We start from the raw sequence: 11,942 nt of genomic DNA on the forward strand, positions 1-11,942 counted from the left end.
CAGCCATGAAGGACACGGCGGAGGTGAACCCGGTCGTGGTCTTCGGCGGCCGCAGCGAGATCGGCGTGGAGGTGGCGCGCAGGCTGGCCGCCGGTGCGACGGTCGTGCTCGCGGCGCGTCGCCCCGACGATCTCGACGCGGAGACCGCAGCCCTGACCCAGGCCGGTGCGACGGCCGTGCACCGCGTGGCCTTCGACGCCGACGACCTCGCCTCGCACCGCCGGGTGGTCGACGACATCGTGGCCGCGCACGGCCCGATCGGGACCGCGGTGCTGGCGTTCGGCATCCTGGGCGATCAGGCGCTCGCGGAGAAGGACGCGGCGCACGCGGCGGCGATCGCGCACACCGACTACGTCGCGCAGGTGAGTCTGCTCACGGTGCTCGCCGACGTGATGCGCGACGCCGGGCACGGCACGTTGGTGGCGTTCTCGTCGGTGGCCGGTGTGCGGGCGCGCCGGGCGAACTACGTGTACGGATCGGCCAAGGCGGGGCTCGACGCGTTCTGCAGCGGACTCGCCGACGCGCTGCACGGAACCGGGGTGCGGCTGCTGCTGGTGCGGCCCGGGTTCGTGATCGGGCGGATGACCGAGGGGATGGCGCCGGCGCCGTTGTCGAGCACACCGGCCCAGGTCGCCGACGCCACCGTCGCGGCGCTGCGCGCGGGCCGGCAGGTGGTGTGGGTGCCCAGGCCGCTGGCCGCGCTGGCCGCGGCGTTCCGGGTGACGCCGCGGTGGGTGTGGCGAAGGCTGCCGAGGTGATCGTCGTGGTCGGTATCGGGGCCGACGGCATGGCCGGGCTGGCTCCGCCGGCGCGCGCCGAATTGGCCAGGGCGACAGTCGTCTACGGCTCTGCGCGGCAGCTGGATCTGCTCGACGAGACCGTGGGTGCGGTCCGGCGGCCGTGGCCGAGCCCGATGCTGCCCGCGATCGACACCCTGCTCGACGGCGCCGACGGTGACGTGCACGTGGTGGCCAGCGGGGATCCGTTGCTGCACGGTGTGGGCAGCACGCTGATCCGCCGTCACGGCGCCGACCGGGTCGCGGTGCTGCCGCACGTGTCGTCGGTGACGCTGGCCTGCTCACGGGTCGGCTGGTCGGTGCAGGACACCGAGGTGATCAGCCTGGTCACCGCCGAACCGGTCAGCGCGATCCGGCGCGGCGGGCAGGCCGTCGTGCTTTCCCGGGACCGGACGAGCCCGGCCGAACTGGCTCGGCTGCTCACCGCGACGGGCCGCGGCGACTCCGAGGTGACGATCCTCGAGCAACTCGGCGGTCCGCGCGAACTGCGCCGCTCGTCGACGGCCCGGGAGTGGGCGGCCCGTCCGCCCGGCGACGTCGACGATCTGAACGTCATCGCGGTGCGTTACCTGCCCGACGAGCGACTCGCGGCCGTGCTGCCCGACGACGCGTTCTCCCACGACGGGCAGCTCACCAAGCAGGCGATGCGGGCGGTCACCCTGGCGGCGCTGAGCCCGCGACCCGGGGAGCTGCTGTGGGACGTCGGCGCCGGGTCGGGAAGCGTGGCGATCGAGTGGTGCCGCGCCGGAACCGGGTGCCGCGCCGTCGCGTTCGAGCGCGATCCCCAGCGTCGCGCACGCATCGGCGACAACGCGCGCACGTTCGGGGTGGTGCTCGACGTGCGGGCAGGCGCGCCGGAGTCGTTCGCGTCGGCCCCCACCCCGGCGGCGATCTTCGTCGGAGGCGGGGTCACCGGGCCCGATCTGCTCACGGCGTGCTGGGACCGGCTGCCCGCCGGTGGCCGGCTGGTCGCCAACGCGGTGACAGCCGAGTCCGAAGCTGTTGTGCTGCAGTGGTATTCACGCGTGGGCGGGGAACTGCGCCGCTACCAGCACTACCGCGGCGAGCCGGTGGGTTCGTTCACCGGCTGGCGACCGGCGATGCCGGTCACGCAGTGGCTGGTGACGAAGCCTCGTACGACCTGACGAGGTCGATCGCGTCGAGGTCCCGGATCGCCTGGCACCCGCGGCTGAGCATCGTCAGGATCATCTCGTCGCCCCGCTCGGTGGACGCGGCGAACGCGAAGCCGAGCGTGGTCAGGAACGGCGCCTGCAGAACGCCGAGACGGTAATCCTGCCAACATGTTTCGACGTCGTAGTCGGTGACGCCGTGGCGCAGCAGCGCGGCGTGGTAGCGCTGCACGAGGTCGCGCTCGACGGTGGGACGGATCTCGGGGAGCAGGCTGGTGGCGGTGAAGTAGGCCAGGTCGCGCGTCGGCAGGCCCACCCCGATCGTCTGCCAGTCGACCACCGTGACCCGCGTGCGGTCCGGGTCGAACAGCAGGTTGTCCAGCCGGTAGTCGCCGTGCATCAGCGAGAATCGCTGCGGCTCGGCGAGCAGCCAGGGTGTCACCAGGCCCATCGAGGTCAGCAGCGTGTCGCGGTCCTCCTCGGTGACCTCGCCGCCGAGTTTGTCCAGCGTGATGTTCGCCGCCATCAGCGCGATCTCGCCCAGGCCGCCGGCGGCGGCCGCGTCGCCCGGCTTGGGCATGATGATCGACGCCAGGTCGCACCAGCGCCGCTGACACCAGCTGGGACCGTGCAGGCCGGCCAGCGCATCGACGGCCAGCGCCGCCTCGTCCGGGGTGCAGCCGGCGATCTGGTCGCCCTGCTCGGCAGGGGCCATGTCGGCCAGGACCAGCACGAAATCGCTTCCATCGGAGGAGATCTCGCTGTGGAAGCAGCCCGGCACCGGGATGGCGACCTCGTCGGTCACCGTCGAGTAGAACTCGACCTCCGACAGGTAGCCGAGCGCGACGCGCTCGCGCACGGTGTCGTCCTGGGCGGGCAGTTTGACCGCGAACGTCGCAGGCAGCCCCGCGGCGTCGGCATACGTGGCGGCCACCCGGTAGGTGGCGCCGGTCTGGCCGGTGCCGATGGCGGTCACCTCGACGTCGGTGACCTCGGCGCCCAGTACCGAACCGAGCCAGGCCGGGGTGAGGTCGGCGGGGGAGCGGGGAATGCTCACGAGGTCACCTCATCGGTCGGTCGGCGGGTGTGCGCCGGGCTCGCGGTCCGCGGGTAGTGCCGGGGGGTGAACACCCGATCCGCGCTCTCGTCACCCGAATACCACTGCGTCTGCGACGATCCCACGATCAGCAGGCAGCGCATGTCGACGTCGGCGGGGTCGAGGTCGGCCAGCCGCACCACCTTCACCGACTCGTGAGGTCCCGCGACGTCCCGGCCGATGACCACCGGCGTCCCGGCGTCGCGGTGCTCGAGCAGCAGGTCCCGCATCGCACCGACCTGCCAGGTGCGCGTCTTCGACGCCGGGTTGTAGATGGCGAGCACCATGTCGGCCTGCGCCGCCGCGGTGAGGCGGGCCGCGATCACGTCCCACGGCTTGAGCCGGTCCGACAGCGAGATCACCGCGTAGTCGTGGCCCAGCGGGGCGCCCACCCGGCTGGCCACCGCCTGCGCGGCCGTCATCGCCGGGATCACCCGCACGTCCACCCCGGGCCACTCCTTGGCCTCTTCGAGCACCGCGGTGGCCATCGCGAACACACCCGGATCGCCGGAGGAGACCACCGCCACGGTGTGGCCCTGCTGGGCCAGCGAGCACGCCAGCCGGGCGCGGGCCGGTTCGTCGGTGTTGTCGCTGGGATGCCTGCGCTGGCCTTCGCGGACGCCCACGCGGTCGAGGTACGGGCCGTAGCCGATCAGGTCGGTGGCCGCGGCCAGCTCGCGGCGGCTCTGCGGGGTCATCCAGTCGATGTCGCCGGGGCCCAGCCCGACCACGGTGACCGATCCGGTACCCGCCCGCACCCGTGGGCGGCCGGTCAGCATCGCCAGCGAGAAGTAGGGGACCGAGGCGTCGTCGACCTCGCCGGCGGGCAGCACCCGTTGGCGCGCGGTGCTGGCGCGCTCCACGTAGAACGCGTCCTCGAGCCGGCCTGCGGTCGACAGTGCTTCGCGCACTGCGGGATACGACCGGCCCAGTTTGATGATGACCGCGGCGTCGGTGTCGGCCAGCCGGCGTCTCAGCTCGTCGGCGGGCAGCGTGCCCGGCAGGATCGTCAGCACCTCGTCGCCCTGCACGAGCGGGGTGGCGATGGCCGCCGACGCGGCGCTGACCGAGGTCACCCCGGGCACGATCACCGCGTCGAAGCGCCGGGTGAGGCGGGTGTGCATGTGCATGTAGGAGCTGTAGAACAGCGGGTCACCCTCGGCCAGCAGCGCGACGTCGCGGCCGGCGTCGAGGTGCGCGGCGATGCGCTCAGCGGACTCACGGTAGAAGTCCTCCATCGCGCCGGCGTAGCCGCCGGGATGCTCGGAGGTCTCGGTGGTGACCGGGTAGACGAGGTGCTCCTCGATCTGGCCGTCCCGCAGATACGGCTCGGCGATGCCGCGGGCGATGCTGCGGCCGTGCCGCGCACTGTGGTACGCGACCACGTCGGCCGCCCCGATCACCCGGGCCGCCTTGACGGTGACCAGTTCCGGATCGCCGGGTCCCAGCCCGACACCCCACAGCGTTCCCCGGCGCTCGATCATTCGGCCACGGTCCCGATCGCATTGACGGCGGCGGCGGCCATCGCGCTGCCGCCGCGTCGGCCGGTGACCACCAGATAGGACATGCCGCGCGGACGCTCGATGAGCTCGTCCTTGGACTGCGCCGAGCCGACGAAGCCGACCGGACCGCCGAGCACGGCGGCGGGCGGTGCGACGCCGCCGTCGACGATCTCGAGCAACCGGAACAGCGCGGTGGGGGCGTTGCCGATGGCCAGCACCGCGCCCGGCAGCCGGTCGGCCCACAGGTCGACGGCCGCCGCGGACCGGGTGGTGGCCTGCCGCGCGGCCAGGGCGGCCGCCCGGTCGTCGGCGACCAGGGAGATGACCTCGTTGTCGGCGGGCAGCCGCGACCGGGTGATGCCGGCGGCGACCATCGACGAGTCGCACAGGATCGGGGCGCCGGCGGCCAGCGCGGCGTAGGCGCGTTCGACGACGTCGGGGGTGAACGCCACGTGCTCGGTGACGTCGGTCTGACCGCAGGTGTGGATCAACCGGACGACGACGCGGGCGACGTCGTCGGGGAAGCGGGAGAGGTCGGCCTCGGCACGGATCGTCGCGAACGACTGCCGGTAGATCTCCCCGGCATCGCGGATGTAGTCGAGCACCCGATCACCCTACGGGTGGGCCCGCCGCGCCCGGTAGCCGTCTCCCGTCGCGACCAGCACCTCTCCGTCGGGTGGGCTGCCGCAGGCGCGGTCGCAGCCGACGAAGTGCCGGTGCACCGCGGCGGTGGCGTCGTGGCGGGCCGCCGCGGCGTCGGCGCGCACGTCGGCGAGCGCGTGGGCGCAGCCGGGCCGGCCCGTGCAGGCCGACACCGACAGCCACGGCGACGCGTCGTCGAAGATCAGGCCGAGCGGGGCGAGCACCCGCAGCGCCGCGTCGGCGACACCGTCGTCGAGATCGCAGATCAGCACCGACCGCCACGGGGTGACCACCAGCGGCGCCTCCACCGCGGCCAGGTAGCGGGCCACGTCGGCGTCCAGCACTCCCAGCGGGACGGCGGCGCCCAGCGCGATCCGGCCGTCGTGCTGCTCGATCCAACCCACCGGGGGCCGGGTCTGCACCGGCCACGTCCGCCCGGGTGGCGCCGTCGCCAGCAGGGGTTCCAGCAACGGCTCCGGATCGGGCAGTTCCCTTATCCGCCAGGCTTTTCCGCGGATCTCGACGAAACGTCGGGCAATGGACAGCAGGGTCTCGACCGCGTCGGTGACGGCGATTCGCACCCCGGTGTCGGTTCCGGCGAGCAGCAGCGCGGCGGTCTCGTCGTCCAGGACGTGCACCCCGGCGTCGGCGCCCAGACCGGAGATGTCGCCGCTGCCGTCGTCGATGCCGAACAGGAACCGGCCCGGTAGCGCGGCCACGTCCGCATCCTGTTGCAGCGCTGCGTCGAGGGCGAGCACCGTCTCCCGGACGTCGCGCACACCACCGCGTCGGCCGGCCAGGGGAGAGGCGACGATGTTGCGGATCTTCTCGTGCGTCGTCGACGGCAGCAGGCCGGCGTCGGTGAGCCGGTCGGCCAGCGCGGCGGCGTCGCGCACACCCCGGATCTGCACATTTCCCCGCGACGTCAGCTCCAGCGCCGGGGCGGCGAGGTCGAGGGCCGCCGTGGCGATCGCCTCCATCGCCGCGGCGGTCAGCATGCCGCCCGGCAGGCGGACGCGCGCGAGGTCGCCGTCGGCGGCCCGGTGGGTCTGCACCGCACCGGGGCAGGCGTCGGTGTCGCGGGCCCTGGTCACCCGTCCACGGTACGCGGTAGCAGGTAGCCGAAGCGCGGCACGCAGGTGGGAAACGGCCCGCCGCCCCGCGATTCGAGTACGTCGCTACCCGTGATCTTGATGGGTGCCGAACCTACTTTTCGATGACGACGGGCCCGGACCGCGGGCCCGCGGGATTGCAGGAGTGGACGACATGACCGAACTGACCATGGGACTCGACGCACCGGCGCATGCCGCATCGACCGACCCGGTCGTGCCGCAGCGGCGGCGGGCACGGCGGCAGCGCACCCGGCGGCCGGACTTCATCGAACAGGCGATGATGGCCCGGATGATGGAGCGGCTCTGATCCGCTCAGCTGGCCAGCCGCACCGGCACGACGATGTCGGAGTAGCCCGAGGCGTCCCCGGCGATCACCCGGCTGCGCTCGCCGTGGACGTCGACGGGGACGTCACCGGCCAGCGTCACCCGGGTGAGCCGGCGGAACTGGTTGTCGTAGTCGGCGACGGCGTAGTGCTGGGTGGCCCTGTTGTCCCAGACCGCGACGTCGCCGAGCTCCCAGTTCCACCGAATGGTGTGCTCCAGCTTCGTGATCCGCGCCTGGAACAGATCGAACAGCGCCGCCGATTCGGTGCGTCCGAGTCCCACGAACCCCTTGACGAAGTTGCCGAGCAGCAGGACGCGCCGGCCGGTCTCGGGGTGGATCCGCACGACGGGGTGTTCGGTCTCGTAGTAGTCGGACACGAACTCCTCCCGGTACTGACGTTCGGTGTCGGCCAACGCCTCTCGCCGGCCGTCGATGTCACGGGCGTAGTCGTAGGTGTTGGTGTGCACCGCCCAGAGGTTCTCGGCGAGCGCGCGCAGCGGCTCCGGCAGCCGATCGTAGGCGGCCTCCGTCGACGCCCAGGTCGTCGTGCCGCCGTAGGGCGGCAGCGTGACGGCGCGCAGCAGCGAAGCCTTCGGGATGCGGTCGACGAACGTGACGTCGGTGTGCCAGCTGTTGGCCTTGTCGTAGCGCGAATCGATCGGCAAGACCTTGGTTCCGCGGGAGGTCACCGTCGGGTGCGCGGTCGTCGGTGTGCCGAGGGTGCGCGCGAACGCCAACTGACCGTCGTCGTCGAGACCGTGCTGACCGCGGAAGAAGATCACCTTGTGCTCGAGCAGCGCGACGTTGATCTCGGCGGCCGTCGCGGCGTCCACGCCCCCGGCGAGATCGACCCCCTCGATGCGCGCACCGATGACGGCGCCGAGCTTGACGACACGAAGCGCTGACATCGCCCCACCTTTCCCACACACGCAGACCTTTGCCTCCACGTTCGCCCCGCAGCCTTGCGCCGACCACCCTTAGATTCACCGAGAACCGAACCGGCGCCGTTTCGCCACAGTCAAGATCGGGTAACGCTCGACACCAGAACCGGTGATCGCCAGCAAAGGCGGGGAAAGTCGAGGGACCTGTGGGGCTGCAGCGGTGACCTCGAGCAACTCGCTGTGGAGCTACGTCAGCACCCACTACCCTCAGCTGGTTTTCGACTCGTATCAGCACGTCAGCGCGGTGGTGCAGAGTGTCCTGATCGCCACGATGGTCGGCGTGGCGATCGGGGTGCTGACCTACCGGAACTCGGTCGCGGCGAACCTCGCGACCGCGACGTCGAGTGTGATCCTGACCGTCCCGGCGTTCGCTCTGCTGGGCCTGCTCATCCCGTTGTTCGGCCTCGGGGTGATCCCGAGCGTGGCCGCGCTGGTGCTCTACTCGCTGCTGCCGATCATCCGGAACACGATCGTCGGGCTGAACGGCGTCGACCCCGCGCTGACCGACGCCGCCCGCGGCATCGGCATGAGCCGGCTGACCACGCTGACCCGGGTGGAGCTGCGGCTGGTGTGGCCCGCGATCCTGTCGGCGATGCGGCTGTCCACCCAGATGTCGATGGGTGTGCTCGCGATCGCGGCCTACGTGAAGGGTCCCGGACTGGGCAACCTGATCTTCGCCGGCCTGGCCCGGGTCGGCAGCCCCACCGCCCTTCCGATGGCGCTGACCGGCACGCTGCTCATCGTGATCCTGGCGCTGGTCCTCGACGCCGTGCTCGTGCTGATCGGACGGCTCACCACATCGAAAGGCATTCGGTGACAACCCAGATCGACTCCCAGACCGACCCGACCGGGGTCCGCATCGAGCTCGACCACGTGTCGAAGGTCTACCCGGGCGCCCAGCAGCCCGCCGTCGACGACGTCTCGCTCGACATCCCCGCCGGCGAGATCGTGGTGTTCGTCGGCCCGTCGGGGTGCGGGAAGACCACGACGATGCGGATGATCAACCGGCTCAGCGAGCCCACCTCCGGCCGCATCCTGATCGGCGACGAGGACGCGCTGTCGATCAAGCCCACGGAGCTGCGACGCTCCATCGGCTACGCGATCCAGCAGGCGGGACTGTTCCCGCACATGACGATCCGGCAGAACGTGGGTCTGGTGCCGGGGCTGCTGAACTGGAAACGCGCGCGGGTGGACGACCGAGTGGACGAACTCCTCGACCTGGTGGGGCTCGAGCCGGCGCAGTACGCCGACCGCTACCCCCGCCAGCTCTCCGGCGGCCAGCAGCAGCGCGTCGGGGTCGCGCGGGCACTGGCCGCCGACCCGCCGGTGCTGCTGATGGACGAACCGTTCGGCGCCGTCGACCCGATCACCCGCAGCACGCTGCAGGACGAATTGCTGCGACTGCAAGGCGAATTGCGCAAGACCATCGTGTTCGTCACCCACGATTTCGGTGAGGCCGTCAAGCTCGGCGATCGCATCGCCGTACTCGGTCAGCAGTCGAAGGTGCTGCAGTACGACACCCCGCAGAGCATCCTCGCCAGCCCCGCCGACGACACCGTCGCCGGCTTCGTCGGCTCCGGCGCGTCGCTGCGTCAGCTCGGCCTGCTGCGGGTGAAAGATGTTGCGCTGGAATCACGTCCGTCGGTGCATCGCGGCGACAGCGTGGAGCAGGTGCGCGCCACCATCGCCGGCAGTGACTGCGACTGGGCGGTGGTTCTCGACGACCGCGAGCGGCCGGTCAGCTGGGTTCGCGAGAACCGCCTGCGCCACGCCGCCTCCCTCGCCGACGCCGTCGAGCGCCTCGACGTCGTCAGCACCCAGTCCACCCTCGAGGACGCCCTGGAGGCGATCCTCGCCGAGCAGCACGCCTCGGCCGTCGTGACCGGCCCCGCAGGTCGCTACGAAGGGGTGGTCACCCTCGACACGCTCATCGACACCATCACCCGGTTGCGCACCGAGGCCGACGGCGCCGGGGACGGCCCGTCGTGAGCACCGTCACCGACGCCGGCGCCACCACGACCTCGGGCGCGCCGGCCACCACCGCGGCCGAGCGGTTGCGGTTGCTCATCCAGCCGGTACTGGTGCTGATCGTCGGTGCCGCCGTGGTCTTCTGGGCGTTCGACCGCGACCTGACCGCCACTCAGCGGGAGAACATCAACCCGGGCAACGTGGCGACACTGATCTGGCAGCACCTGCTCATCACCGTGGCGGTGACGGCGATCGTGGTGCTGATCGGCGTGCCGCTCGGGGTGGTCGTCACCCGCCCGGGCGCGAAAGCGCTGCGGCCGTTGTTCATCGGTATCGCCAACGTCGGGCAGGCCGCACCCGCGATCGGCCTGCTGGTGCTGCTGTTCCTGTTCACCGGCCGGACCGGGTTCTGGATCGGGGTGCTGCCGATCGCGCTGTACTCACTGCTGCCCGTGCTGTCGAGCACCATCCTCGGCATCAGCCAGGTGGACCGCGCGTTGCTCGACGCCGGTCTGGGACAGGGCATGTCGCGCGCCGCACTGCTGGCGCGTGTCGAACTGCCACTGGCGGTGCCGTTCATCCACGCCGGGCTGCGCACCTCGCTGGTGCTGGCCGTAGGCACGGCGACGTTGTCCTTCCTGGTCAACGCCGGCGGTCTGGGCATCCTGATCGACACCGGATACAAGTTGCAGGACAACGTCACCCTGGTGCTGGGCAGTGTGCTCGCGGTGTGCCTGGCGCTGCTGGTGGACTGGCTGGGCGGGCTCGCCGAGTTCTACGTCGGGCCGAAGGGGCTGCGCTGATGCCCTTGGCGACGGCGCTGCTCTCGGCGGTGATGCTCATCGTGGCCGGCTGCGGGCTCGGCTCGGGCAGCGCGGTGCCGCTGCAGGTCGGCCCCGGATCGATCCGACCCACCCCGGGGTTGGAGGGCGTGAAGATCACCGTCGGCTCCAAGGAGTACACCGAGCAGGTCATCCTCGGCTACATCCTGGAGTACACGCTGGCGGCCGCGGGTGCCGACGTGCGTGACCTCACCGGCATCGTCGGATCCCGCAGCACCCGCGGCGCCCAGCTCTCCGGGCAGGTCGACGTGGCCTACGAGTTCACCGGGAACGCGTGGATCAACTATCTCGGTCACGAGAAGCCGATCCCCGACACCCGCAAGCAGTACGAGGCGGTGCGCGACGAGGACCTCGCGCGCAACGGCATGGTCTGGCTGGAGCCCGGACCGATGGACGACACGTACGCGCTGGCCGCCAGCAAGCGCACCGTCGAGCGGACCGGGGTGCGCACCCTGTCGGACTACGCCGCACTGGTCATGCGGGATCCCGCGGCGGCCCGCACGTGCGTCGACACCGAGTTCCGCGCCCGGCAGGACGGCTTCCCCGGGATGGCGGCGGCCTACGGGTTCGATCCCGCGCGGGCCGACACCCCGATCCTGCAGGTCGGCATCATCTATCAGGCCACCGCCGACGGCACCCAGTGCGACTTCGGTGAGGTGTTCACCACCGACGGCCGGATCGCCGCCCTCGACCTCAGGGTGCTGACCGACGACAAGCAGTTCTTCGCGCACTACAACCCGTCGGTCACGATGAAGCGCGAGTTCTTCGACGCGCACCCCGAGATCGCCGAGGTCACCGCGCCCGTGACCGCGGCGCTGACCAACGACGTGATCATCGAGCTCAACAAGCAGGTCGACGTCGAGGGCCGGGATCCGAGCGTCGTCGCCCGCGACTGGATGGTGTCCCGGGGCTTCGTCACCGCCGGCTGAGTGTGACCGTTGTCACATTCCGGCAGGGTTCGTTCCGTGCCGCACCTTCGCCGCTGTGAACCCGGTACCGGCGGTACCGTCCGCCTAGTGGATCCCGTCGTCAACGGGGTCACGGGAAAGGAACAACGATGTTCGCACTCATCGCTTTCGGAGCAGTCATCATCGGGCTCGCGGTCGTCGCAGGCCCGCCCTACCGGCAGACCTGGTACGGCCGCTGGCACGGCTGATCCGCGTCAGCCCAGGGACGGCCGGTACGTGCCGAAGCTCCAGATGTTGCCGTGTGGATCGCGCGCGGCGAACTCGTGGGAGCCGTAGTCCTGATCGCTGACTGGCTGCACGATCTCGGCGCCCGCGGTGGCCGCCCGATCGTGCAGGGCGTCGACGTCGGCCGCGGTGTCGACGACGACGTACACGAGCACGGGGCCCGGTAGGGCGAAGACGCCGCCGCGCTCGGCGTCGTCGACCATCACCACGCCGGTGCCGATCCGCACCTCGGCGTGGCGCAGCGGTTGATCGGGGTCGGGCGGGACCACCAGCGTCGGGACGGCGCCGAACGCGCTCGCCAGCCACTCGAGGGCCTTGCGCGGCTCGGTGAACGGCACGACCGGCACGACGCCGGCCACAGTCTGCGGTGTTGTCATGGCCTCGACGGTAGGAA

At 71.4% G+C, this 11,942-nt stretch carries 13 protein-coding genes; 7 read left to right on the plus strand and 6 right to left on the minus strand.

The window, feature by feature from the left end; genetic code table 11:
* Nucleotides 1-5 precede the first annotated feature (5 nt).
* Both MCHLDSM_RS15515 and MCHLDSM_RS15520 read left to right on the plus strand, forming a co-directional pair.
* Nucleotides 6-758: a decaprenylphospho-beta-D-erythro-pentofuranosid-2-ulose 2-reductase gene (locus MCHLDSM_RS15515; RefSeq protein ID WP_048470898.1), complete on the plus strand. Its 753-nt coding sequence runs from the start codon at nt 6-8 to the stop codon at nt 756-758.
* Nucleotides 755-1,942, plus strand: a complete 1,188-nt coding sequence (locus tag MCHLDSM_RS15520; protein WP_048471135.1) for a bifunctional cobalt-precorrin-7 (C(5))-methyltransferase/cobalt-precorrin-6B (C(15))-methyltransferase — start codon at nt 755-757, stop codon at nt 1,940-1,942. The genes MCHLDSM_RS15515 and MCHLDSM_RS15520 overlap by 4 nt, the downstream gene beginning before the upstream one ends.
* Here the strand turns inward: MCHLDSM_RS15520 and MCHLDSM_RS15525 are convergent.
* The 4 genes from MCHLDSM_RS15525 to cobG are packed head-to-tail and all read right to left on the minus strand — an operon-like array spanning nt 1,905 to nt 6,261.
* Entirely contained in the window at nt 1,905-2,984 is a 1,080-nt protein-coding gene (locus tag MCHLDSM_RS15525; protein ID WP_048470899.1) for a phosphotransferase family protein, read from the minus strand. The two genes, MCHLDSM_RS15520 and MCHLDSM_RS15525, sit on opposite strands and share 38 nt — an antisense overlap.
* Nucleotides 2,981-4,507: a precorrin-2 C(20)-methyltransferase gene (locus MCHLDSM_RS15530; protein ID WP_048470900.1), complete on the minus strand. Its 1,527-nt coding sequence runs from the start codon at nt 4,505-4,507 to the stop codon at nt 2,981-2,983. Before MCHLDSM_RS15530 ends, MCHLDSM_RS15525 begins: the two co-directional genes overlap by 4 nt.
* Nucleotides 4,504-5,130, minus strand: coding sequence for a precorrin-8X methylmutase (locus MCHLDSM_RS15535; protein ID WP_048470901.1), 627 nt, complete (start codon nt 5,128-5,130; stop codon nt 4,504-4,506). Before MCHLDSM_RS15535 ends, MCHLDSM_RS15530 begins: the two co-directional genes overlap by 4 nt.
* 9 nt (nt 5,131-5,139) lie before the next feature.
* Nucleotides 5,140-6,261 (minus strand): precorrin-3B synthase, encoded by a 1,122-nt coding sequence (gene cobG / locus MCHLDSM_RS15540; RefSeq protein WP_048470902.1) that lies wholly within the window; start codon nt 6,259-6,261, stop codon nt 5,140-5,142.
* A 172-nt stretch (nt 6,262-6,433) separates the two neighbouring features.
* Here cobG and MCHLDSM_RS38140 point away from each other — a divergent pair, with 172 nt between their 5' ends.
* On the plus strand, nt 6,434-6,586 hold the full coding sequence (locus tag MCHLDSM_RS38140; RefSeq protein ID WP_156455028.1) for a hypothetical protein: 153 nt from the start codon (nt 6,434-6,436) through the stop codon (nt 6,584-6,586).
* A gap of 5 nt (nt 6,587-6,591) precedes the next feature.
* Here the strand turns inward: MCHLDSM_RS38140 and MCHLDSM_RS15545 are convergent, their stop codons facing one another.
* Nucleotides 6,592-7,512 carry a TauD/TfdA dioxygenase family protein gene (locus MCHLDSM_RS15545; RefSeq protein WP_048470903.1) on the minus strand — a complete coding sequence of 307 codons (921 nt, stop codon included), beginning with the start codon at nt 7,510-7,512 and terminating at the stop codon, nt 6,592-6,594.
* Between the two features lie 193 nt (nt 7,513-7,705).
* Between MCHLDSM_RS15545 and MCHLDSM_RS15550 the strand changes: the two genes are divergently transcribed.
* The 4 genes from MCHLDSM_RS15550 to MCHLDSM_RS15565 are packed head-to-tail and all read left to right on the plus strand — an operon-like array spanning nt 7,706 to nt 11,284.
* Nucleotides 7,706-8,362: an ABC transporter permease gene (locus MCHLDSM_RS15550; RefSeq protein WP_048470904.1), complete on the plus strand. Its 657-nt coding sequence runs from the start codon at nt 7,706-7,708 to the stop codon at nt 8,360-8,362.
* A complete protein-coding gene (locus MCHLDSM_RS15555) occupies nt 8,359-9,534 on the plus strand; it encodes an ABC transporter ATP-binding protein (RefSeq protein WP_048470905.1) in 1,176 nt (391 codons plus the stop codon). Before MCHLDSM_RS15550 ends, MCHLDSM_RS15555 begins: the two co-directional genes overlap by 4 nt.
* A complete protein-coding gene (locus tag MCHLDSM_RS15560; RefSeq protein WP_048470906.1) occupies nt 9,531-10,316 on the plus strand; it encodes an ABC transporter permease in 786 nt (261 codons plus the stop codon). The genes MCHLDSM_RS15555 and MCHLDSM_RS15560 overlap by 4 nt, the downstream gene beginning before the upstream one ends.
* Nucleotides 10,316-11,284, plus strand: a complete 969-nt coding sequence (locus MCHLDSM_RS15565; RefSeq protein ID WP_048470907.1) for a glycine betaine ABC transporter substrate-binding protein — start codon at nt 10,316-10,318, stop codon at nt 11,282-11,284. The genes MCHLDSM_RS15560 and MCHLDSM_RS15565 overlap by 1 nt, the downstream gene beginning before the upstream one ends.
* A gap of 233 nt (nt 11,285-11,517) precedes the next feature.
* Here the strand turns inward: MCHLDSM_RS15565 and MCHLDSM_RS15570 are convergent, their stop codons facing one another.
* On the minus strand, nt 11,518-11,925 hold the full coding sequence (locus MCHLDSM_RS15570) for a VOC family protein (RefSeq protein WP_048470908.1): 408 nt from the start codon (nt 11,923-11,925) through the stop codon (nt 11,518-11,520).
* Nucleotides 11,926-11,942 lie beyond the last annotated feature (17 nt).

The sequence above is a fragment of the Mycolicibacterium chlorophenolicum genome (genome assembly GCF_001044235.1).
In the GTDB taxonomy this organism is placed as follows: domain Bacteria; phylum Actinomycetota; class Actinomycetes; order Mycobacteriales; family Mycobacteriaceae; genus Mycobacterium; species Mycobacterium chlorophenolicum.